The organism is Bacillus sp. SJZ110 (assembly GCF_006715455.1).
Taxonomy (GTDB): Bacteria; Bacillota; Bacilli; order Bacillales; family Bacillaceae; genus Bacillus; species Bacillus subtilis.
This window is the reverse complement of record NZ_VFNF01000002.1, coordinates 666,320-688,743: the sequence shown is the minus strand read 5'-3', so window position 1 is coordinate 688,743 and position 22,424 is coordinate 666,320. Positions and strand designations below refer to the sequence as shown.

At 45.4% G+C, this 22,424-nt stretch carries 21 protein-coding genes and 1 riboswitch; of the genes, 1 reads left to right on the top strand and 20 read right to left on the bottom strand.

Annotated features, from left to right (window positions below):
* Positions 1–22: 22 nt before the first annotated feature.
* The 5 genes from rpoZ to FB592_RS09140 form a co-directional block, all read right to left on the bottom strand.
* The gene (rpoZ, locus tag FB592_RS09160; RefSeq protein ID WP_003221520.1) at positions 23–226 is read right to left on the bottom strand and encodes a DNA-directed RNA polymerase subunit omega; all 204 of its coding nucleotides are present in this window, start codon (positions 224–226) and stop codon (positions 23–25) included.
* 3 nt (positions 227–229) lie between these two features.
* A complete protein-coding gene (gene gmk / locus FB592_RS09155) occupies positions 230–844 on the bottom strand; it encodes a guanylate kinase (protein ID WP_003232083.1) in 615 nt (204 codons plus the stop codon).
* Positions 845–851: 7 nt separating this feature from the next.
* On the bottom strand, positions 852–1,121 hold the full coding sequence (gene remA / locus FB592_RS09150) for an extracellular matrix/biofilm regulator RemA (protein ID WP_003154355.1): 270 nt from the start codon (positions 1,119–1,121) through the stop codon (positions 852–854).
* Positions 1,122–1,197: 76 nt separating this feature from the next.
* A complete protein-coding gene (locus tag FB592_RS09145) occupies positions 1,198–2,073 on the bottom strand; it encodes a YicC/YloC family endoribonuclease (protein WP_009967215.1) in 876 nt (291 codons plus the stop codon).
* Positions 2,074–2,155: 82 nt separating this feature from the next.
* On the bottom strand, positions 2,156–4,828 hold the full coding sequence (locus FB592_RS09140) for a calcium-translocating P-type ATPase, SERCA-type (protein ID WP_015252116.1): 2,673 nt from the start codon (positions 4,826–4,828) through the stop codon (positions 2,156–2,158).
* A 121-nt stretch (positions 4,829–4,949) separates the two neighbouring features.
* Between FB592_RS09140 and rqcH the strand changes: the two genes are divergently transcribed.
* A complete protein-coding gene (gene rqcH, locus FB592_RS09135; protein WP_021479315.1) occupies positions 4,950–6,662 on the top strand; it encodes a tRNA modification protein RqcH in 1,713 nt (570 codons plus the stop codon).
* Between the two features lie 39 nt (positions 6,663–6,701).
* Here the strand turns inward: rqcH and sirC are convergent, their stop codons facing one another.
* From sirC to FB592_RS09060, 15 genes are all read right to left on the bottom strand, one after another.
* Positions 6,702–7,190, bottom strand: coding sequence for a precorrin-2 dehydrogenase (sirC, locus tag FB592_RS09130; RefSeq protein ID WP_015715866.1), 489 nt, complete (start codon positions 7,188–7,190; stop codon positions 6,702–6,704).
* Positions 7,171–7,956: a sirohydrochlorin chelatase gene (gene sirB / locus FB592_RS09125; protein ID WP_070548938.1), complete on the bottom strand. Its 786-nt coding sequence runs from the start codon at positions 7,954–7,956 to the stop codon at positions 7,171–7,173. The genes sirC and sirB overlap by 20 nt, the downstream gene beginning before the upstream one ends.
* 2 nt (positions 7,957–7,958) lie before the next feature.
* On the bottom strand, positions 7,959–8,732 hold the full coding sequence (gene cobA, locus FB592_RS09120) for a uroporphyrinogen-III C-methyltransferase (protein WP_029946173.1): 774 nt from the start codon (positions 8,730–8,732) through the stop codon (positions 7,959–7,961).
* Positions 8,733–8,830: 98 nt separating this feature from the next.
* Positions 8,831–9,424: an adenylyl-sulfate kinase gene (gene cysC, locus FB592_RS09115; protein ID WP_015252120.1), complete on the bottom strand. Its 594-nt coding sequence runs from the start codon at positions 9,422–9,424 to the stop codon at positions 8,831–8,833.
* A gap of 12 nt (positions 9,425–9,436) precedes the next feature.
* Entirely contained in the window at positions 9,437–10,585 is a 1,149-nt protein-coding gene (sat, locus tag FB592_RS09110) for a sulfate adenylyltransferase (protein ID WP_003245745.1), read from the bottom strand.
* A 48-nt stretch (positions 10,586–10,633) separates the two neighbouring features.
* The gene (cysP, locus tag FB592_RS09105; RefSeq protein ID WP_014479750.1) at positions 10,634–11,698 is read right to left on the bottom strand and encodes a sulfate permease; all 1,065 of its coding nucleotides are present in this window, start codon (positions 11,696–11,698) and stop codon (positions 10,634–10,636) included.
* A gap of 11 nt (positions 11,699–11,709) precedes the next feature.
* The gene (locus tag FB592_RS09100; RefSeq protein ID WP_003221498.1) at positions 11,710–12,411 is read right to left on the bottom strand and encodes a phosphoadenylyl-sulfate reductase; all 702 of its coding nucleotides are present in this window, start codon (positions 12,409–12,411) and stop codon (positions 11,710–11,712) included.
* A 164-nt stretch (positions 12,412–12,575) separates the two neighbouring features.
* Positions 12,576–12,681, bottom strand: a riboswitch (SAM riboswitch).
* 144 nt (positions 12,682–12,825) lie between these two features.
* Entirely contained in the window at positions 12,826–13,458 is a 633-nt protein-coding gene (gene pyrE, locus FB592_RS09095) for an orotate phosphoribosyltransferase (RefSeq protein ID WP_015715860.1), read from the bottom strand.
* Positions 13,455–14,174: an orotidine-5'-phosphate decarboxylase gene (gene pyrF, locus FB592_RS09090; RefSeq protein WP_003232107.1), complete on the bottom strand. Its 720-nt coding sequence runs from the start codon at positions 14,172–14,174 to the stop codon at positions 13,455–13,457. The genes pyrE and pyrF overlap by 4 nt, the downstream gene beginning before the upstream one ends.
* On the bottom strand, positions 14,143–15,078 hold the full coding sequence (locus tag FB592_RS09085; protein ID WP_021479320.1) for a dihydroorotate dehydrogenase: 936 nt from the start codon (positions 15,076–15,078) through the stop codon (positions 14,143–14,145). Before FB592_RS09085 ends, pyrF begins: the two co-directional genes overlap by 32 nt.
* On the bottom strand, positions 15,078–15,848 hold the full coding sequence (gene pyrK / locus FB592_RS09080) for a dihydroorotate oxidase B electron transfer subunit (RefSeq protein ID WP_141949445.1): 771 nt from the start codon (positions 15,846–15,848) through the stop codon (positions 15,078–15,080). The genes FB592_RS09085 and pyrK overlap by 1 nt, the downstream gene beginning before the upstream one ends.
* A complete protein-coding gene (gene carB / locus FB592_RS09075; protein WP_049139971.1) occupies positions 15,845–19,060 on the bottom strand; it encodes a carbamoyl-phosphate synthase (glutamine-hydrolyzing) large subunit in 3,216 nt (1,071 codons plus the stop codon). Before carB ends, pyrK begins: the two co-directional genes overlap by 4 nt.
* The gene (locus tag FB592_RS09070; RefSeq protein WP_003232115.1) at positions 19,045–20,139 is read right to left on the bottom strand and encodes a carbamoyl phosphate synthase small subunit; all 1,095 of its coding nucleotides are present in this window, start codon (positions 20,137–20,139) and stop codon (positions 19,045–19,047) included. The genes carB and FB592_RS09070 overlap by 16 nt, the downstream gene beginning before the upstream one ends.
* The gene (locus tag FB592_RS09065) at positions 20,136–21,422 is read right to left on the bottom strand and encodes a dihydroorotase (protein ID WP_101502088.1); all 1,287 of its coding nucleotides are present in this window, start codon (positions 21,420–21,422) and stop codon (positions 20,136–20,138) included. The genes FB592_RS09070 and FB592_RS09065 overlap by 4 nt, the downstream gene beginning before the upstream one ends.
* Entirely contained in the window at positions 21,406–22,320 is a 915-nt protein-coding gene (locus FB592_RS09060) for an aspartate carbamoyltransferase catalytic subunit (RefSeq protein ID WP_041335901.1), read from the bottom strand. Before FB592_RS09060 ends, FB592_RS09065 begins: the two co-directional genes overlap by 17 nt.
* Between the last annotated feature and the right edge of the window lie 104 nt (positions 22,321–22,424).

Below are 22,424 nucleotides of genomic sequence, written 5' to 3'. Positions count from 1 at the left end.
ATATAGGTTGCTACTTGTGCTACTATTCGCGGTCTTCCTTTTCAAACGAAAGCAGGCCTGCATCAATTTCTTCTAAAGCTTTGCCTACATATTTGTGTGAAATCGTATGTTCAATCATTTGGTCTTTTTTGATTTGCATTTCACGTGCGCGTCTCGCAGAAACAGTCACCAGCGTATATTTTGAATCTAATTTATTCATTAAAGAATCAATTGACGGATCTAACATTGATTATTCAACCTCCAGCATTTTCTTATATCTTGGTGCAACGCGTTCACGCTTCAAATGTTCAGCAAGAACGATTGCTTTGATTTTATCGCAAGCCGTTTCGACATTATCGTTTTCAACGACATAGTCATAAGCATCCATCATTTCGATCTCAGCTTTTGCGGCTTTCATTCGATTTTCAATCAGAGCGTCTGTTTCTGTGCCTCGTGTCACGATTCTGTTTTTCAGTTCAGAAAGGCTTGGAGGCGCAAGGAAAATAAACAGGCCTTCCGGGAAAGCATTTCTCACTTGAAGAGCCCCTTGAACTTCAATTTCTAAAAAGACGTCTTTTCCATCTTGAAGCGTCTGTTCAACATAATCGACTGGCGTGCCGTAATAATTGCCGACATACTCTGCCCATTCAAGCAGCTTGTTGTCCGCAATCATTTGTTCGAATTCGTCTCTTGTTTTGAAAAAATAATCGACTCCGTTCACTTCGCCCTCTCTTGGACTTCTTGTGGTTACTGAAATCGAATATTCAAATTTTGTGTCTTCCTGCGAAAAGATCGCTTGTCGAACCGTTCCTTTACCAACTCCTGAGGGACCTGAGAGAACGATTAATAACCCTCTTTCTTTCATGCGGCAATTACCCCTGCCCTTCATCCATAATTTCTTCTTTAACAGAAAGTCTGTGTGCAACTGTCTCAGGCTGGACGGCAGATAAGATAATGTGATCACTATCCATGACGACAACTGCACGGGTTCTTCGTCCGTATGTAGCGTCAATTAGCATTCCGCGGTCTCTTGCATCCTGAATCATCCGTTTGATTGGCGCAGACTCCGGGCTGACAATCGAAATCATCCGATTGGCGGAGATGATATTGCCAAATCCGATATTAATCAGTTTAATCGTCATCTTCTACGTTCCCCCTGTAAAATAGACGTCTCTAGTTTAGCCTAGTAAGACCGTCTGTAAACAATACGCACAGTCACTATTCTATATTTTGCACTTGTTCTTTTATTTTTTCAATAGAACTTTTCATTTCAACGACAAGCTTTGTGATCTGATGATCATTTGCTTTTGAGCCGATCGTATTTGCTTCCCGATTGAGCTCCTGAACAAGAAAGTCGAGTTTGCGCCCGACAGCTCCGCCACTAGCTAATATATCACGAAACTGGGCGAAGTGGCTCTTCAGCCTTGTAATCTCTTCAGTGATATCAGAGCGGTCTGCAAAAATAGCGCATTCTGTTACAAGCCGGCTCTCGTCTAATACATCTTCAGTCCATTCTTTGATTCTGGCGTACAGCCGTTCCCGGTAACGAGATACGACATCTGCAGCCAGCAATTCAGTTTCTCTCACCAGCTCTTCAAGCTGGTCAATATGCATCAGGCAGTCTTTCGCTAAGAGCAGCCCCTCTTTTTCACGCATTTCACAGAGACCTTTTACCGCTTCTTCTGCAGCATCGATGATCAACGCCTCCAGCTTGTCATTTTGCGTCTGTTCTTCATGAACCTGGACGACATGATCAAGCTTAAAGAAATCCATTACATCGGGCTCTGCAGACAATTGATACCGCTTCTTCATATCTCTCGCGGCTGCGACAAACTCATCGAGCAGCGGCCAATCAATTTCAAGCCTTTTCTCAACAAGCATATCACTGTCAACGGATACGAAAAGCTCAATTCTTCCGCGCTGAATATGCTGCAGAATGGTCTGTTTCAGCTTATCTTCAAAATATAGCAAAGGCCTTGGCAAACGAGCGTTCACTTCTTTAAATCTGTAGTTCACAGATTTAAGTTCAACGCTTACAGAGAGATCGTCTTGTGTTTTGCTTGCACTGCCGAAGCCTGTCATACTTCGTATCATTTTAAAACACCCAATTCTTCCCTGTTCTCATAATAAAAGGGCAATAGACACGCTATTACCCCTAAGATTATATCATATGAATTTATTTTTTTCTTGTTAAAAGTGACCCCGCCAGCAAAAAAGTAGGGATGGCGGACATACCGATGACGAGCATCCAGTCCCCCGGCGTGATGGCTACAGTATGGAAAATCGGCTGAAGCGGCGGATAGTAGATTACTACAAGCATCAGCAAAATGGATGACAATACCGCGCCGATTAAATACAGGTTTTGAAACGGATTTCTAGAGAAAACAGAAGTTTCGCTGCGGCAGTCAAACACGTGAATAAGCTGAGCGAGCACCAATGTGGCAAACGCGATCGTCTGGGCATAAGCTAAGTTTTCCGGATTGCGGTGGTACACAATGATAAACGCTAAAATAGTGGCAACTCCGATTAAAAATCCTCTGGAAACGACCTTCCATCCTAGCTTGCGGGCAAATACCCCTTCTTTCGGATGACGGGGCTTGCGCTTCATGACGTCTCCTTCCGGCTGATCCATGCCGAGCGCCATTGCCGGCAATCCGTCCGTCACCAAGTTGACCCACAAAATCTGAATCGGAACGAGCGGTAAAGGAAGGGCGAGCAGCATCGCAAACAGCATGACAAGGATTTCTCCGACGTTAGACGCCAGCAGGTATCTGATAAACTTCCTGATATTTTCGTAGATGTTCCTGCCTTCTTTTATCGCTGATTTAATCGTCGCAAAATTATCATCTACGAGAACAAGAGATGATGCTTCTTTGGCCACATCTGTCCCGGTAATGCCCATAGAGACTCCGATATCAGCTTGTTTAATGGCAGGAGCATCATTGACGCCGTCTCCCGTCATCGCCACAATATGCCCGTTCTCCTGATAGGCTTTTACGATTTTTAGTTTATGTTCAGGGGAAACGCGGGCAAATACATATACATCCTCCACCACATGAGAAAGCTCTTCTTGAGAAAGTTCATTCAGCATCTTGCCGTCCATGATTTTGCCGCTTTTCGGAAGGAGGCGCAAGTCTTTCGCTATCGCTTTAGCAGTTTCTACATGATCACCTGTAATCATAACGGTCTTAATTCCTGCTTCACGGCATTCTTTTATCGCCTGTCTGACTTCCGGCCGCGGGGGATCAATGATACCTGAAAGGCCAAGCATGGTCAGATCTTTTTCCGCCTGCTCCATTGACGGTGTTTCGCCTGCTTTTATCGGCCTGTAGGCGACGGCTATCGTTCTGAGCGCCTGTGATGCCAAATGTCTTAATACCGCCTCTGTTTCTGCTTTTCTTTCATTTGAAAAAAGAGCCGCTGAGCCGTCATAATAAATACGGGAAGATCGCTGCATCAGTACATCCGGTGCACCTTTTGTAATGATATAGCGCTTTCTGTCTTGATCCTCTACGATGACAGTCATCATTTTCCGTGCAGAATCAAACGGAAATTCTTCGACCACCCGGTAGTTTGATTCAACAAACTCCTTTGAAAAACCGCCTTTTCTTGCCGCGGTGAGCAGCGCTCCCTCTGTCGGATCTCCGTCAAGCACATATTCGCCGTCTCTTTTCTCAATATTGGAGTTGTTACAAAGCGCTCCGAACAGAAGCATCTGCTGAAGCGGCTTATGTTCATTGACACTGATCTCTTTTTCGTTTAGTGTGAAGCTTCCTTTCGGTTCATAGCCGGCCCCTGCCACTCTCCATGTTTTCCCCCCGGACCAAACATGTGTCACCGTCATTTTGTTTTGGGTCATTGTCCCTGTTTTATCTGAACAAATGATAGACGCACACCCAAGCGTTTCAACAGCAGGAAGCTTTCTAACAATGGATTTTTGTTTAATCATCCTCTGTACACCAAGCGAAAGCGCCACTGTCACAATCGCCGGCAGCCCCTCCGGAATAGCGGCTACCGCTAACGAGACACCTGCTAAAAACATACTGTACAGATCATGACCCTGAATAACACCGACAGCAACGACAAGTACGGTCAGAAGCAATGCAACAACAATCAAAATCTTTCCGAGCTGCTCCAGTCTTCTTTGCAGCGGGGTTGACAATGTCCCTGCTGATTCAAGCATGTCGGCAATTTTCCCCATAGCCGTATTCATTCCTGTCCCGACGACAACCCCGACACCGCTGCCGCGGGTCACAATCGTTCCCATAAATGCCATATTGGTAATATCGCCGAGTGAAACATCCGGTTTTTTCAATTTATCAGCATGCTTCACAACCGGGATTGATTCCCCGGTCAGCGCTGATTCTTCTATTTCAAGGCTTCTCGCTTCAACAATTCGAACGTCTGCGCCAATTCTGTCCCCGCTCGTAAATTTCACAATATCCCCCGGCACCAGTTCCTTAGAAGGAATCTTTGTCCAGCTTCCTTCCCTTAGTGCCATGACATGCGGTGTTGAAAGCTCTTTTAAAGCCTGAAGGGATTGCTCAGCACGCCTTTCTTGAAAGAAACCGAGTATGCCATTCACAAACACAATCGCAATAATCGCAACCGCATCTACATATTCACCAAGAAATCCTGAGATTAACGTTGCCGCCAGAAGCACAAGCACCATAAAATCTTTGAACTGCGCGAAAAACAAGAGAAGCGCTGAAGTTTTTTTCCCTTCTTGCAGCTCGTTTGGTCCATGCTTGTCAAGGCGTTTTTTTACCTCTTTTTCTGTTAATCCTTGTTTCATGGACGTATTGGTTGCCTCTAGTAAATCTGTTTGTCCCATTTCATGAAACTTCATTCCGCTCGTCCACTCCCCTGCTCTCTTATAGAGATATCACTCTATAAGCATGCTTATTCTGACTCGTCCCATTTCATGCTATAATTATCGAATGCAGGAAGAATGAGAGGGTGTATTGCATATGTCGTTTGATGGCATGTTTACATACGGAATGACACACGAACTTAACGAGAAAATAATGGGCGGACGAATTACAAAAGTCCATCAGCCATATAAGCACGATGTGATTTTCCACATACGTGCCAAGGGAAAAAACCAAAAACTATTATTATCGGCACATCCGAGCTATTCACGGGTGCATATCACGGCACAAGCTTATGAAAATCCAAGCGAACCGCCAATGTTTTGCATGTTGCTGAGAAAGCATATCGAAGGCGGATTCATTGAGAAAATTGAACAAGCGGGCTTAGACCGCATTATGATTTTTCATATCAAAAGCCGAAACGAAATTGGCGATGAAACCGTACGAAAGCTTTATGTAGAAATTATGGGCCGTCACAGCAATATCATTTTGACTGACGCAGCAGAAAATGTGATTATCGACGGACTTAAGCATTTATCACCGTCAATGAACAGCTACCGTACAGTACTGCCCGGCCAAGATTATAAGCTTCCGCCTGCTCAGGACAAAATATCGCCTCTTGAGGCGTCAGAAGATGATATTTTGCGTCACCTCAGCTTTCAAGAAGGAAGGCTTGATAAACAAATTGTCGACCACTTTTCAGGCGTGTCTCCGCTTTTCGCCAAAGAAGCGGTTCACAGAGCAGGTCTTGCCAACAAAGTCACACTGCCAAAAGCGTTGCTGGCACTGTTTGCCGAAGTGAAAGAGCACCGTTTCATTCCCAACATTACGACTGTAAACGGAAAGGAATATTTTTATTTACTGGAGCTGACTCATCTAAAGGGCGAAGCGCGCCGTTTTGATTCATTAAGCGAACTGCTCGACCGTTTTTATTTCGGAAAAGCTGAACGAGACCGAGTCAAACAGCAGGCTCAGGATCTTGAGCGTTTTGTTGTGAACGAACGGAAGAAGAATGCCAACAAAATCAAAAAATTAGAGAAAACCCTGGAGTATTCGGAAAACGCGAAGGAATTTCAGCTTTACGGGGAGCTTTTAACCGCTAATTTATATATGCTGAAAAAAGGTGATAAACAGGCTGAGGTCATCAATTATTATGATGAAGAAAGCCCGACAATCACGATTCCTTTAAACCCGAACAAAACGCCTTCTGAAAACGCACAGGCCTATTTCACGAAATATCAGAAAGCGAAAAATTCGGTCGCAGTTGTCGAGGAGCAAATCCGGCTGGCACAGGAAGAGATCGAATATTTTGATCAGCTGATTCAGCAGCTTTCGTCCGCTTCTCCCCGGGATATCAGTGAAATCAGGGAAGAGCTTGTTGAGGGCAAATATTTGCGCCCTAAGCAGCAAAAGGGCCAGAAAAAGCAAAAACCGCACAATCCGGTGTTAGAAACATATGAATCCACCTCAGGCCTGACAATTTTAGTGGGTAAGAACAATCGTCAAAATGAATATTTAACGACCAGAGCGGCGGCTAGAGACGATATCTGGCTTCACACGAAGGACATTCCCGGCTCCCACGTTGTGATCAGAAGCAGCGAACCGGATGAGCAAACAATCATGGAAGCCGCGACAATTGCAGCTTATTTTTCAAAAGCTAAAGATTCAAGTTCAGTGCCTGTAGATTATACAAAAATCAGGCATGTCAAAAAACCAAACGGCGCGAAACCCGGTTTCGTCACCTATGACAGCCAGCATACCGTCTTTGTCACGCCTGATGCTGATACTGTCATCAAGCTCAAAAAAAGCTGAGCCGCATAAATAAAAGCCAGAGCATTTGTATGCTCTGGCTTATTTCTTTCTTCTCACCTGATAAAGCCTGTTCACTTCAGCAACAAAATCGCCGTCAATCAGCTTATCCACGTTTTCAGCAAGCTCTTTCGTGTGCTTTGGACTGGCTCCGCTTGTAGAAACAGACACAGTGACATGCCCTCTTTTTACGATTTTCGGCATATATACATTGCCAAGCTCAGCGTCACTGACACAATTGACAAGCTGAAAAGGCGAAGCGGATTGGGCAATTTCTTTGTTCACTGCCGCATTATCCGTCGCAGCAATAATGAAGAAAGCATTGAGATAATCTTCTTTTTCAATTGTCCGTTTTTCCCATTTGATACGTCGCTCTTCTGCCATTTGCTTGATTTCCGGTTCAACATCCGGACTGACGAGCGTTATATCAGCTCCCTCAGAAATCACCGTTTTCAGCCTTCTGAGAGCGATGCTTCCGCCCCCCGCAATGACAACCTTCTTCTTTTCCAGGCTAATGTGCAGCGGAAGCATATGAACCTCCATCGAAATCAAATTGTCCCTCAGGATTTGCCGCAGTTTCTCTCACACGGTTCAAAAATGCGTTTTTCACATGAGGATGAAAACCGATATAGGAAGAGAGGTAGACGTTCGGATTATGAGCTTTTAATTTCTGAACCTCTCGTTCGATTTCATTCATCAGCATACCCGTAAAGAGCAAATATGGAACGATAAAGGTTGTTATGCCGTCATCTTTTTCAAGTTCTGAAAAAACCTCTTTGTAATTCGGGCCGCATGCTGTCAAAAAGCACGGAATGACTTCCTTCACTGGAACCATTTCCTGAAGAAGATTAGCAATTCCGGTTACGTCTCTTTTGACATCTGGATCTGAACTTCCCCTTCCGATGAGCACCACTCTGGCATTTTCATACGGAACACCTATGTCTTTCATTCGGTGATATACAGCCTTGACTACTTCTTTGTCAATCCCGATCGGCTTTCCGTATGAAATACGGACTGACGGATATCGGGATGCAGCACGGACAATTTCTTCCGGAATATCATGTTTTGCATGCGCAGCTGTTAAAAGAAGCAGAGGCACCACTGCGATATGAGTGGCGCCTTGCTTCACACATGCTTCAAATCCTGTCTCAATTGCCGGCTCCTGAAGCTCTAAAAAGCTGATTTCTTGTACTGGCACAGAGATGTGGGCCTTGCATCCTTCCAAAAAGACTGCGGCTTCTTGCTGCGCTTTTTTGACCCGGCTGCCGTGGCCGACATATAAAATTGCTTGTTTCATTTTTACAACGCCTCGCTTAAATCTTGTTTTTTCAGTTCAGATTCAAACCATTCCAGCTTATAGTGATAATTTACAACATTTCCAATGACAATTAAACTCGGATTTGTAATGTTTTCTTTTATCACCGTTTCTGAAAGGGTGTCAACTGTACAAAAAACAGATTTTTGCTTGTCCGTTGTTCCCCAATGAATAAAGGCTGCCGGCGTAGAACCGTCCCGGCCATTTTCAAGGAGTTTTCTCTCAATCTGCTGCACGTTTTTGATACCCATATAGATGACAAGTGTATCAATTCCTGTAGCCAGCGCTTTCCACTTTTCCTCAAAATCTTCTTCTTTTTTATAGTGACCCGTTACAAAAGCGACATTAGAGCCCGCCTCCCGATGAGTAACAGGAATTCCGGCATAAGCGGCTGCCGCGATTCCAGACGTAATGCCGGGGATGATTTCAAACGGAATTCCATTTTCAGAGAGGCATTCCGCTTCTTCCCCTCCTCTCCCGAACACAAAAGGGTCTCCGCCTTTCAGTCTGACAACCATTTTCCCTTTTTGCGCATACTTCACAAGAAATCGATTGATGGTTTCCTGCTTCATCGTATGAAAATCCGGAAGCTTCCCGCAGTAGATCAGGTCTGCTTGCTCTTTGGCATATTGTAAAATCTCTTTATTTACTAATCTGTCATATAAGATGACATCAGCTTTTTCAATGGCTTTCAGCGCTTTAATTGTCAGCAGATCAGGGTCACCGGGACCCGCTCCTACAATATATACTTTCCCCATCGTATTTCCCCCGATCTATTCGAGTTCTTCCAGAGCATTCGCTGTGATGATGTTCTCGCTTGCATTCCGGCACCTGAGAAGAACGCAGCAGATCATATTCAGCTCAATTTTTGTTTAACAAACTCGATCAGCTGATTTTTACACGCTTCACGGTCATGCTGTCCTGAATCAAGAACGAGCTCTGGAGCTTCCGGTTCTTCATAAGGTGAATCAATTCCTGTAAAGAACGGAATCTCGCCGTTTCTTGCTTTTTTGTAAAGTCCTTTCGGATCTCTTTGTTCACAAATATCAAGGTCGCATTTAATGTAGACTTCATTAAATTCGCCCGCTTCCACAAGCTCGCGAACCTGTTGCCTGTCCTCGCGGAAAGGAGAGATAAAAGCAGTAATCACAATGGTTCCCTGCTGAACAAAAAGCTTCGCCACCTCTCCGATCCGGCGGATGTTTTCTTTTCGGTCTTCATCAGAAAAACCAAGATCCTTATTTAGGCCGTGACGGATATTATCCCCGTCAAGCACAATCACTTGGTAGCCTTGCTCAAACAATTCTCTCGCAGCGGCGTTGGCAATGGTTGATTTGCCTGAGCCGCTTAACCCTGTCAGCCAGAGAATGGAGCTTTTATGCTTGTTTTTTTGCTGATACTCTTCTTTTGTGATAGAGGCTTCATGCCATACAATATCGCGATTTGTCACTGCCAGTCCTCCTTAAGATACGCCTACTTCTTCTTTTTTCTTCATCCCTTTGATTAACACTTCTACTACTTCTTTCCGACTGAATTCAGCAGGCGGCAGCACACCGTCTCTCAGCATGCCTCTTACCTTAGTGCCTGATAAAATGACGTGATGCTCTCTGCCATGAGGGCATGTTTTCGCTGTTCCCATATTTCCGCATTTTTTACAGAAGAAGCTGTGCTCAAATTTCAGCGGTGTAATTCCGAGTTCTTCAGGTTTAAATGTGTCAAACAGCTCCTGTGCTTCGTATGTTCCGTAATAGTCGCCTACACCTGCATGATCACGACCGACGATGAAATGTGTGCAGCCGTAGTTCTTTCTGACAAGCGCGTGGAAAATTGCTTCTCTCGGGCCTGCATAACGCATCGCCGCTAAAAAGACACCAAGGAAAACGCGATCTTTCGGGTAATAATGATCAAGAAGCACTTGGTAGCTTTCCATCCGTACATCAGCTGGAATGTCATCAGATTTTGTTTCACCTACTAACGGATTCAAGAACAAGCCGTCTACTGTTTCAAGAGCCGTTTTTTGAATGTATTCATGCGCTCTGTGAACAGGGTTTCTTGTTTGGAAACCGACAATGGTTTCCCAGCCTTTTTCCGCAAACTGGCGTCTCGTTTCTGACGGTTCAAATGTAAATTCAGGGAACTGTTTTGAAGCTTTTTTAATCAACGTAATCGGCCCGCCGACATATGTATTGCCGCGGCTGAACAGCTTTTTAACACCAGGATGCTCCTGTTCATCTGTTTTGTACACATTGACAGCTTCTTTTTGTTTGTCAGGCACGTACAGATCTTCGATTTGGATAACGCCGTATGTTTCTCCTTCATACGTTAACTTTACCGTTTCACCAAGTGACAGTTCCGCTGCTTTTTGCGCATCGACCGGAAGCGTGATCGGAAGAGACCAGACAACGCCGGAAGAAAGACGCATGTTTTCGACTACAGATACGTAATCTTTTTCATTAAAGAAACCTTCAATCGGGCTGTATGCACCGATACCGATCAATTCCAAATCCGCGAAAGAAATTAAATCAAGTTCAATTTCTTTTTGGATGCCGCTCACATCATATGATTCATCTACTCTGTTTACTAATGTTCCTCCGTGTGGTGCTAAGCTCATAATATCCATCTCCTCCTAGTTAACTTATAAAATTACTCAGATTAATGATCAGATTCCCCCGCCTTGTTCGTGGACTGAGCGTCTCTCTTTACGAATGGCCTTTGTCAGGCTGACGGCACCCCCCGCCGCTAAAAGCACACTTACCATGATAAAGATCGAATAATAATCTGCTTTTAAAAACAAGGATACAAGCAGATAAGAAATCGATAAAGATAAAAACGGCGATACGATCCATACCTTCAGCATCGTTTGAACAACTTGTTTATGGAACACGTTCGGACCGTTTTTTGCCATGCCTATTCCGATAATAGACGATGACGTGACTTGCGCCAAGGGCACCGGCATCCCAAATACAGAACTGATGATCACCAGTCCGGCTCCTGTACCGGATAAGAGAATGCCTTCCCCTTTGGAGAATCTCGTAATTTTCTTCCCGTTTGTTTCTAGCACACGCCGGCCTAATAACAGTGCGCCAAGAGCAACAAAAGCTCCTCCATACAAGGTTCCTTTTCCGACATCAAGCACACCGGCAGCTACTAACGGGCCAACAGCATTCGCCACGTTATTCATGCCGGCAGAGAATGCTTCGAAAAATCCGGCAACTAACAAAACAACGCCGAGGATTTTTTGCTTTTTAGAAGATTTTACTTCAATCTTAAAATAACGAAACAGCTTAGATACGAAATAGGTGAAGCCGAAAGCGAACAGCGGGACAAAAACCCAAAATGACACAATGATCAGAAGATTGTTCACAAACAATACTTTATAAGCCACTCCCACGCCGACAACCGCGCCGACTGTTACTTCACTTGTCGACAAAGGAATGCCGAGCAGATTAGCAGTAAAGAGCGACAGGGCAGCAGCTCCAATAATGATGCAAACAATCGTCAGTGTAATCGTCTGCTCAGGAATAATGCCGGAGCTGATTGTTTTTACAACCTCGCCTCCGCCAATGACCGCCCCGGCAAAGACACCGACTGCGCATAGGATCAAAGCGTAGGTTTTCTTTTTGATGGCTCCGGAGCCGTAAGCAACCCCCATCGAAGCTGCAGCGCCGCTTGCACCAATATTCATCGCGAAAAACAAGCTAAATAAAATAGCGGCTAATTCCATTTTGCAGCTCCTTATTCATGCAGTCCGCATTCTGTTTTCGCCATACCATTCCATCTGCCTGAGCGCAAATCCTCTGCTGTAAAAGCGGGAGCAGTGCAAGGCGCACAGCCAATACTTGGATATCCTTGGTCATGAAGCGGATTGTAGTCCAGTTCATTCCGGGATGTGTATCTCCAAATGTCTTTCCAAGTCCAATGGATAAGCGGGCAAACTTTTACTGACTTGAATTTTTCATCTTTGTTTAAGAAATTCGTATTGGCACGGCTTGGCCCTTGATCACGACGCAGGCCGGAAAGCCAGGCTGGATGTCCTGAAAGCGCCTCTCTTAAAGGAACGACCTTTCTAAGATAGCAGCACTGATTCGGCTCTCTTTCCCACAGTTTGTCACCATGTTCTTCGGCTTGTTCCTCAAGGGTGAGGTCTGGTTTTTTCAGGATGATATTAAGACCCGGATAACGCTCTTTCACTCGTTCAATTGTTTCATAGGTTTCTTTAAAATGAAGTCCTGTATCAAGAAACACAATCTCTGCGTCTTTTTTCACTTTATAAATTAAGTCAATCAGAACGATTCCCTCAATTCCGAAACTGCAGGCATAAACAAGCTGATTGCCGTAATGGCCGTATGCCCATTTTAAAACTGACAGCGCTCCTTTGTAAGGATCGTCTTCCGGAAATGTAATCGTTGGTTCTTCCCAATTATCGTACGTTAACATTTCTTCTTTCCTCCTTTCGGAGACAAACAAACAGTAGCTTTCTGCCGGTTGTCTTTTCCCAATTGTAATGTGATTCGCGGCTGCTGATATCACAGACAGCCTTTTTTCCTCTTAAAATAAAAAACTTTCAATCCGGCGGAAAGAAAGACAGGAACAGCATGCAGCCCTTATCTTTCAAAATGGAATTCATTTTGCTGGAAGTAGCACCTTACAAACTATGCAGGTTGCCGGGCTTCATAGGTCCAGTCCCTCAGCCGCTCTTGATAAGTTTTTAGATTTGTAGTAAATTTTAGCACAATTCTAACATAAGTCAACCCGACTTTTTTTATAGGATTAATAAAAAAACAGGCCTCACAGCCTGTTTTCAAGTACAGCAAGGCTTTGAAGCCTCTTTACATCATTTGAATTTATTTTTTATTTTTTAAACCAATCTTTTGACTCGGGATTTCGTTTCCATGTTTGCAGCTTTTTTAGATCATCTGAATGAATATTTCCGTTTTCAAGCGCGACCTCTGTGAGCGTATCATAATCAGTTAATGAGTAGTATGGCAGTTCTGCCTTTGCGAAGGCTTCCTCCGCTTTAGGAAGTCCGTACGTAAAGATTGAGACGACACCAAGCACTTCACAGCCGGCCGCTTGTAAAGCTGCACAAGCTTCAAGCACGCTGCCTCCTGTGGAGATTAAGTCTTCAATGACGACTGTTTTTTGCCCTTCTTGCACAGCTCCCTCAATCTGATTGCCTTTACCGTGCGCCTTCGGCTTGCTCCTCACATAACACATCGGAAGATTCAAACGGTCAGCCGCAAGAGCAGCATGAGGAATACCCGCGGTTGCTGTTCCCGCAATCATTTCAGCTTCAGGAAAATGCTCTTTGACAAGCTTGCTGATGCCTGAGGCGACATCATTTCTGACCTCTGGGAAAGATAGCGTAAGGCGGTTGTCACAGTAGATTGGAGATAAAATGCCGCTTGCCCATGTGAACGGCTCGTTCGGGCGTAAAAATACAGCTTGGATGTCTAATAGATGTTTTGCGATGATTTGTTTCAAGATTTAATTCCCTCCCATTCAAGTCTGACAGCCTTATAGGCTTTTACCGGGTCTTCCGCTTTTGTAATCGAGCGTCCTACTACAATCGCTGATGAACCTTTCTCTCTTGCAATAGCAGGCGTCGCTACGCGGACTTGGTCATTCGCAGCGTCCTCAGACATTCTGATCCCCGGAGTGACAGTCAGAAATGAAGGCGACACCGCTTGATAAATGGCTTTTGCTTCATGAACAGAGCAGACCACTCCATCCAGTCCGCTCTCTTCCGCCTGTTTGCTGTAGTGCACAACCGTATCAATCAGAGATTTTTCGATCAGCAGTTCATCTTTCATGATTTGTTCAGATGTGCTTGTCAGCTGGGTTACCGCGATCAGTGACGGACGTTTTTTTCCAGCCGGCGTACCTTCTTCTAAGCCTTCGAGAGCTGCCTGCATCATTTTTTTGCCCCCGGCAGCATGAACATTGACGAGATCTACTCCGAGACTGGCAAGGCGCTTCATCGCTTTGTTTACAGTAGTCGGGATGTCATGAAGCTTTAGATCTAAAAACAGCTCGCAGTTTCTTTCTTTTAATTGTTTCACGATCGATGGCCCTTCTTGATAAAAAAGCTCCATTCCAACCTTTACAAATAACGGTTCTTGCTGAAAAGGAGCTAAGAACGCGAGTGTTTCTTCAGCTGATGCAAAATCAAGCGCGATGATGGGCAGGTTGTTTTTCATGATTCCAGCTCCTTCCGATGCATTCTTCAATTGATTGATAGCCGTATTGGCGCAAAACAGATGGGAGCTGTTCAATAATCTCTGGACATGCAAAAGGATTCACAAAGTTTGCTGTTCCGACAGCGACTGCGCTTGCTCCCGCGAGAAGAAATTCCAGGGCATCTTCAGCCGTTTGCACGCCTCCCATTCCGATAATCGGGATATTGACCATCTGGCTGACTTCATACACCATGCGAATGGCAACCGGCTTCACAGCAGGACCCGAAAGTCCCCCTGTTTTATTCGCTAATATCGGTTTGCCGGTTTTTAAATCGAGTCTCATGCCGATTAGTGTGTTGATCATCGTAAGACCGTCCGCTCCCGCTTCCTCGATCGCTAATGCAATTTCTGTGATATTGGCCACGTTCGGGGAAAGCTTCACATAAACGGGTACATCCGAAACCTCTTTCACCGCTTTTGTCAAATCGGCAGCCATTTGAGGATTCGTGCCAAAAGCGATTCCGCCTGTTTTCACATTCGGGCAGGAAATATTCAATTCAAGAGCATGAACATTAGGCGCTTTGCTAATATGCTCTGCAACTTCAACATAATCCTCGACTTGAGAACCTGCGACATTGGCAATGATCGGCGTATCAAACTGCTCAAGCCACGGCAGCTCATTATGCAACACACTATCCAGCCCCGGATTTTGGAGACCGATCGCATTGAGCATTCCAGCACCAGTCTCAGCTACCCGCGGCGTCGGATTCCCAAAGCGCGGCTCCTTTGTCGTAGCCTTAATCATGATGGCTCCAAGACAAGACAAATCATAAAAACGTGAAAATTCTTTTCCAAAACCGAAGCAGCCTGATGCAGGAATGATTGGGTTTTTCAAATCAAGTCCCGGCAATTTCACCTCTAGCATTACAGCGCCACCTCCTGAGCTTTAAATACAGGCCCGTCGAGACATACTTTTACATAGGATGTCTCACTTTCGTTTGTATGGCACACACACGCGAAGCATGCGCCGATTCCGCAGCCCATTCGTTCCTCCATGGACAGATATACTTCTTTATGGGCATATTCCTGTTTTAACGCCTTAAGCATCGGTGTCGGCCCGCAGCTGAGGAGGATATCAAACTCTAGATTTTTCCGTTTAATCACATCTGTGACAAATCCGGTTTCCCCGTAGCTTCCGTCAGCTGTTGCCACATACGTGTCTCCGTACTGCCGGCATTCTTCCTCGTAAAAAACATCCTTTGCCGATTGGAATCCTAAAACGTGGATGACATTTACCCCTTTTTCATTCAAGCGTTTCGACAGCTCTTGGAGAGGCGGCACACCTACTCCGCCTCCTACCAGCAAAGCCGTCTTTCCGGGTTGAACTTCATTAACAGGAAAGCCATTTCCCAAAGGCCCGAGGACATCCACAAATTCTCCCTGCTGCTTCAGTGACAAGAGTCTTGTCCCTTCCCCATCTATCCGATAAATGATGGTGACTTCATTTTTTTCAAAGTTGACGTCTGCGATGCTGATTGGTCTTCTCAAAAGAGGCGTAACCGCTTCGCTCACTTTAAGATGAAGGAACTGTCCAGGGGTTGTAAACCCTTGGACAAGCTCCCCTTTCAGAACCATTTGATACACCCGGTCTGCAATTTGCTGGTTAGAACATACTGTCAAATACGCTTTTTTCATATAGTGACTGCCGCCTCCTGATTTGTGTTGAGTGCCGGCATTTGATCAGCACGGAATGTCATGCTTTCCAGCACTCGCAATATCGCCTCTGCCGTATCTAAAGATGTTAGGCAGGCAACACCATTTTCTACTGATTCACGTCTGATTCTAAAACCGTCTCTTGCCGGCTGCTTTCCTTTTGTCAGCGTATTGATGACAAACTGCGCTTCTCCGTTTCTGATGACGTCAAGCAGGTTCGGGCCATCCTGACCGATTTTTCCGACGACCTTCGCTGGAATGGAAGCTTCTTTCAAGTAGCCTGCCGTTCCTTCCGTCGCTAAAATGTTGTAGCCGATCGCGTGGAACCGCTTAGCAATGGCAAGCCCTTCTTCTTTGTCCTTATCAGCTACTGTTAAAAGCACGGAACCGTAGTTCGGGATTTGAATACCTGAAGCAATCAAGGCTTTGTAGAGCGCCTTTTCAAGTGTCGAATCTTTCCCCATGACTTCACCTGTTGATTTCATTTCAGGCCCTAACGTAATGTCCACTCTTCTCAGCTTGGCAAAGGAGAAGACCGGCGCTTTTACAAATACACCTTGCTGTTCAGGCTGAAGGCCCTCTGTATAGCCAAACGCAGCCAGCTTTTGACCAAGAATGATTTTTGTTGCGAGATTCGCCATTGGGATACCCGTAATTTTGCTTAAAAACGGTACGGTTCTGCTTGATCTCGGATTCACTTCTAGCACGTACACCTCGCCTTGCGACAAGACGAATTGAATATTGAGCAAACCGACAATATTCAGCCCTTTAGCCAATGCGATCGTGTATTGTTCAATTTTTTTCTTGATGTCCTCTGTGAGAGACTGAGGCGGATAAACAGCGATTGAGTCTCCGGAGTGAACGCCCGCACGTTCAATGTGCTCCATAATTCCCGGAATGACGACTGTTTCACCGTCGGATACTGCATCGACTTCAATTTCTTTTCCTGTCAAGTATCTGTCAATTAATACAGGGTGCTGCGGATTGATTTTAACTGCGTTTTTCATGTAATGAAGCAGCTCTTCTTCATGATACACAATCTCCATTGCCCGGCCGCCAAGTACATAGGAAGGGCGTACCAGTACCGGGTAACCGATATCGCTCGCGATGCTTACCGCCTGATCAACTGATGTGGCTGTTTTGCCAAGCGGCTGCGGAACACCAAGTTCTCCAAGCGCTTGTTCAAATTTATCCCGGTCTTCTGCACGGTCTAAATCTTCTAATGAAGTTCCAAGGATTTTCACTCCGCGCGCAGAAAGCTCGTCAGCAAGGTTAATCGCAGTTTGTCCGCCGAACTGTACGACAACGCCCATTGGCTGTTCGAGGTCAATGATGTGCATAACATCTTCAATCGTAAGCGGTTCAAAATACAGCTTGTCTGAGATGCTGAAGTCTGTTGAAACGGTTTCCGGGTTGTTATTGACAATAATGGCTTCATAGCCTGCTTGTTTAATTGCCCATACAGAGTGAACCGTCGCATAGTCGAACTCGACACCCTGACCGATTCGAATCGGACCCGAACCAAGCACCATCACACTTTTCTTATCTGTAACGACAGATTCATTTTCTTCTTCGTATGTGCTATAGAAGTATGGCGTTTCTGACTCGAATTCCGCCGCGCACGTATCTACCATTTTGAATACCGGCGCAATCCCCGCTTGTTTTCTCAAGCTGTAAAGCTCAGATTCTTTCATTTTCCACTCGCGGCTAATGTACTGATCAGAGAAGCCGAGTTCTTTTGCCCGTCTCAGCACATCCGTATTGCCCGCATTGGCCTTCAATTCTTTTTCAAACTGTACGATTCCGAACAGCTTATGCAAGAAGAAGACATCGATAGCGGAAAATTCATGGAGGTCTTCTACCGTGTAGCCTCTTCTGTACGCTTCAGCTAAGTAGAATAAGCGTTCATCACCGGCCTTTTTAATTCGCTTTTCAAGAAGCTCATCTGAAATGTCAGCGGCGTCCTTCAATTCAAGATGATACACATCCGCTTCCAGCGAACGCACTGCCTTCAGCAATGACTCTTCAAGCGTGCGGCCGATTGCCATGACCTCACCTGTCGCTTTCATTTGCGTGCCAAGCTTTCTGTTTGCTGATTCAAATTTATCAAACGGCCAGCGCGGAATTTTGGATACGACATAGTCAAGAGCAGGTTCAAATGCTGCATATGTTTTTCCTGTCACCGGGTTCATCATTTCATCTAATGAAAGTCCGACTGCAATTTTAGCAGCGAGCTTTGCTATCGGGTATCCCGTTGCTTTTGATGCAAGAGCAGATGAACGGCTGACACGCGGATTTACTTCAATAATGTAATATTGGAAGCTGTCTGGATCTAAGGCGAGCTGGACGTTACATCCGCCTTCGATCCCAAGCGCGCGAATCAGTTTTAACGATACATTCCGCAAGAGCTGATACTCGCGATCGCTGAGCGTTTGGCTCGGCGCGACAACAATACTGTCTCCAGTATGGATTCCAACTGGATCAATGTTTTCCATGTTACAAACGACAATGGCGTGATCCTGGCTGTCTCTCATGACTTCATACTCGATTTCTTTATAGCCGGCGATGCTTTTTTCAAGAAGACATTGGTGTACCGGGCTTAATTTCAAGCCGTTCTCAACGATTTCTTTTAACTCTGTCTCATTCGAGCAGATGCCTCCGCCTGTTCCGCCTAATGTATATGCCGGGCGGACAATGACAGGGAATCCAATTTGACTGACGAATTTTTCTGCTTCTTCGAGGGAGTGAATAATCTCACTTTCAGGCACCGGTTCATTCAGTTCATTCATTAATGTTCTGAACAAGTCACGGTCTTCAGCTTGCTGAATCGCAGACAGTTTTGTGCCAAGCACTTCGACGCCGCATTCTGCCAGAACACCTCTTTCAGAAAGCTCAACCGCAAGATTCAAACCGGTTTGGCCTCCGAGTGTAGGAAGAATGGCATCTGGGCGCTCTTTTCTGATGATTCGTGTCAGGAATTCAGGTGTGAGCGGTTCGATATAAACCCGGTCAGCCATTTCTGTATCTGTCATGATCGTGGCAGGGTTTGAGTTGACAAGGATGACTTCATAACCTTCTTCTTTCAAAGCAAGACAGGCTTGTGTTCCCGCATAGTCAAATTCTGCTGCTTGGCCGATGATGATCGGTCCAGATCCGATTACTAAAATTTTGTTAATGTCTACGCGTTTTGGCATACCGCTTCCCCTTCTTTCTCTGTTGTTTCGATCATTTCGATGAATCTGTCAAATAGATGGTTGGCATCCTCAGGACCAGGTGAGGCTTCGGGATGATATTGAACCGTAAATGCCGGCAATGTTTTATGCTTCAGCCCTTCAATCGTATCGTCGTTAATTGCGATATGCGTCACTTCCAGTTCTGTTTTACTGATAGACGAAACTGTATATCCATGGTTTTGAGATGTTAAGGCAACTTTTCCTGTAGCCAGCTCTTTTACCGGGTGGTTTGAGCCCCTGTGGCCGAATTTCATTTTTTCAGTATTCGCCCCGCACGCCAGCGCGAATAATTGGTGGCCGAGACATATTCCGAATAATGGCACTTTTCCAAGAACACCTTTAATCATTTCAATCGCTTCAGGCACATCCTTCGGGTCTCCAGGTCCGTTAGAAAGCATGATACCGTCCGGTTTCAGCTGAAGCACCTCTTCCGCTGTAATGTTGTAAGGCACAACGATGACGTCACATTTCCGTTTGTTCAGCTCTCTTAGAATCCCGTGTTTCATGCCGAAGTCAACCAAGACGATGCGTTTGCCTCTTCCCGGGCTCGGATATGCTGTTTTTGCTGATACTTGGGATACTTGATTTCTTGGCAATTCCGTTTCGTTCAGTCTTTTCAGCACTGCTTCGATATCTTCATCAGATGAAGCGAATGTTCCTTTTAGCGCGCCTGCCGTGCGGATCATTCTTGTCAGCTTCCTTGTATCAATCCCCTGGAGTCCGGGAATGTTTTTCATTTTTAAATACTCGTCTAAGGTGTATGCTGAACGCCAGTTGGAAGGCAGCTCACATAATTCTTTGATGATCAGCCCTTTCACAAAAGGAGTAATGGATTCAAAATCATCACGGTTAATGCCGTAATTTCCGATAAGCGGGTATGTTAATGTTACGATCTGTCCGCAGTAAGAAGGATCAGATAAAATTTCCTGATAGCCTGTCATCCCAGTATTAAAAACGACTTCTCCCATGTTGTGTTCTAAGCTTCCGAAGGCTTCTCCCTCGAATACCGCTCCGTTTTCCAGTACTAATCGTCTCTTCATTTGACAAGTCTCCCCTCTTCATAAGCAAGCTTCCCTGCCGCAATTGTAGCGACCGGCCAGCCGGTGCAACTGATGCCGTTGAATGGTGTATTTTTTCCTTTTGATAAAAATGTCTCTTTGTCTATAACTGCTTCTTTTTCTAAATCGATTAACGTAATGTCCGCAGCTTGCCCCGTTTGTAATGTTCCATATGGGAGACCGAACGCTTCGCATGGCTTGATTGTCATGTAGTCAATCAGCTGCTTCAGTGACCAGCTGCCATTTTTGACAAAGTGTGTGTAAAGAAGCGGGAATGCTGTTTCTAAGCCGACAATTCCGAATGGCGCCAGCTTCATTTCTGTGTTCTTCTCTTCTTCCGTATGCGGTGCATGGTCTGTTGCGATAAAATCAATTGTTCCGTCTAAAAGACCTTCAATTAAAGCAGCTCTGTCTTCTGGGCTGCGGAGCGGAGGATTCATTTTATAGTTTGTGTTCAGCCCCGGGATGTCCTCATCACAAAGCAGCAAATGATGCGGCGATACTTCTGCTGTCACTCTGATTCCCGCTTTTTTCGCATCGCGTACAACTCTGACAGATTCTTTTGTGCTGATATGGCATACATGATAATGGCAGTTTGCCGCCTCAGCCAGCAGCACATCGCGAGCAATATGAACCGATTCACACACAGAAGGAATGCCGTTTAGCCCGTTCGCTTTGGAGAATGTCCCCTCATGTACGCTCCCTCCGTAAATTAAGGAGTTGTCCTCGCAATGTGCAACAATCGCTTTGTCAATTGCGGCTGCCCGTTTCATCGCTTCATACATCATTCCTGCTGTCTGTATACCAACGCCGTCATCTGTAAAAGCAAATGCCCCGGCTTCTTTTAACGCTTCAAAGTTTGTCATTTCATCGCCGATTTGTCTGATCGTAATGGATGCATATGGAAGAACTCTTACGCATGATGTTTCTTTAATTCTGTTTTGCACCCATTCCATCTGCTCCTTTGTATCAGGAACCGGCCGCGTATTCGGCATTGCTGCTACTGTAGTATAGCCGCCGCGTGCCGCTGCTTTTGCCCCGGTTTCAATAGTTTCTTTTTTCTCTCCGCCCGGCTCTCTGAAATGCACGTGGAGATCAACAAACCCAGGTGAAACGAGCAAACCTTTTGCATCAATTACCGTTTCATTATCCGTTGCATCAAGCTTGCCGATTGCGGTGATGGTTTCTCCAGTCACTCGGATATCCGCTTGTGTTTTTTCACCATTTTCGTTTAGTATCCAGCCGTTTTTAATGAGATATGACATACGCTGCTTCTCCTCTTTTCACATTGGTTTGTAAGGCACGCTGTATCACTGCCATTCTGATAAATACGCCATTTTGCATTTGCTTGAAGATTCTTGATTTTTCGCTTTCTACTAAGCTGTCATCAATCTCCACTCCTCTGTTTACCGGAGCAGGATGCATGATGATCGCATGCCGCTTCATACGCTCAGCCCGTTCTACGGTCAAGCCGTATTTGTTTAAATAGCCTTCATGGCTGACAGCTGACTGATGTCGTTCATTTTGAATGCGCAGCAGCATGACAACATCGGAAGACTCAACTGCTTCATCCATTGAGACATACGTGCCGAATGTATTTTCTTCATCCTGCCATTCCGAAGGGCCGGAAAATAGGACCCGGGCCCCCAATCTTGTCAACACTTCCGCATTTGACCTTGCCACTCTGCTATGCTTGATGTCGCCGTGAATGGAGACGGTAAGCCCTTTGAACGTATTGAACTCTTCATAAATCGTCATTAAATCAAGCAGTGATTGTGTTGGATGCTGGCCGCATCCGTCTCCCGCATTCAGAATCGGAATGTTCACCTGGCTGACAAGCTCTTCATAATACTCATCCTCACTGTGCCTGATGACGCAGACGTCCACACCGATTGATTCGAGCGTCCGGATCGTGTCATATAAGGTTTCGCCTTTTTGCACGCTTGTGCTTGTTCCATCAAGGTTTAGCACATTCATGCCCAGCTTTTTTTCTGCGACCTCAAAGCTGAACCGCGTTCTCGTGCTCGGTTCGAAAAACAGGTTTGCGGCAAACTTTCCTGTAAGCTGATTGTCTGTTTTTCCGCTTTTGAGCTCTTGTGCTGTTTGAAGCAAATCTTTGATTTCCTCAGTGCTGAGTTCACTCATCGTCGTTAAATGCTTCATGTTCTTTCCCCTCTCTTTTCAACTTAAGGCTGAAAAAAACCCCGGTCTAAGATAGACTCGGGGTATGGTTAAATAGAGGGCAGCATTGAAGCTTCCTTCTCTTC

Coding starts and splice junctions, on each gene's coding strand:
- rpoZ (WP_003221520.1), bottom strand. CDS start 226: ATGTTAGATCCGTCAATTGATTCTTTAATGAATAAATTAGATTCAAAA.
- gmk (WP_003232083.1), bottom strand. CDS start 844: ATGAAAGAAAGAGGGTTATTAATCGTTCTCTCAGGTCCCTCAGGAGTT.
- remA (WP_003154355.1), bottom strand. CDS start 1,121: ATGACGATTAAACTGATTAATATCGGATTTGGCAATATCATCTCCGCC.
- FB592_RS09145 (WP_009967215.1), bottom strand. CDS start 2,073: ATGATACGAAGTATGACAGGCTTCGGCAGTGCAAGCAAAACACAAGAC.
- FB592_RS09140 (WP_015252116.1), bottom strand. CDS start 4,828: ATGAAGTTTCATGAAATGGGACAAACAGATTTACTAGAGGCAACCAAT.
- rqcH (WP_021479315.1), top strand. CDS start 4,950: ATGTCGTTTGATGGCATGTTTACATACGGAATGACACACGAACTTAAC.
- sirC (WP_015715866.1), bottom strand. CDS start 7,190: ATGCTTCCGCTGCACATTAGCCTGGAAAAGAAGAAGGTTGTCATTGCG.
- sirB (WP_070548938.1), bottom strand. CDS start 7,956: ATGAAACAAGCAATTTTATATGTCGGCCACGGCAGCCGGGTCAAAAAA.
- cobA (WP_029946173.1), bottom strand. CDS start 8,732: ATGGGGAAAGTATATATTGTAGGAGCGGGTCCCGGTGACCCTGATCTG.
- sat (WP_003245745.1), bottom strand. CDS start 10,585: ATGAGCTTAGCACCACACGGAGGAACATTAGTAAACAGAGTAGATGAA.
- cysP (WP_014479750.1), bottom strand. CDS start 11,698: ATGGAATTAGCCGCTATTTTATTTAGCTTGTTTTTCGCGATGAATATT.
- FB592_RS09100 (WP_003221498.1), bottom strand. CDS start 12,411: ATGTTAACGTACGATAATTGGGAAGAACCAACGATTACATTTCCGGAA.
- pyrF (WP_003232107.1), bottom strand. CDS start 14,174: ATGAAAAACAACCTGCCCATCATCGCGCTTGATTTTGCATCAGCTGAA.
- FB592_RS09085 (WP_021479320.1), bottom strand. CDS start 15,078: ATGCTAGAGGTGAAATTGCCGGGACTTGATTTGAAAAACCCAATCATT.
- pyrK (WP_141949445.1), bottom strand. CDS start 15,848: ATGAAAAAAGCGTATTTGACAGTATGTTCTAACCAGCAAATTGCAGAC.
- carB (WP_049139971.1), bottom strand. CDS start 19,060: ATGCCAAAACGCGTAGACATTAACAAAATTTTAGTAATCGGATCTGGA.
- FB592_RS09070 (WP_003232115.1), bottom strand. CDS start 20,139: ATGAAGAGACGATTAGTACTGGAAAACGGAGCGGTATTCGAGGGAGAA.
- FB592_RS09065 (WP_101502088.1), bottom strand. CDS start 21,422: ATGTCATATCTCATTAAAAACGGCTGGATACTAAACGAAAATGGTGAA.
- FB592_RS09060 (WP_041335901.1), bottom strand. CDS start 22,320: ATGAAGCATTTAACGACGATGAGTGAACTCAGCACTGAGGAAATCAAA.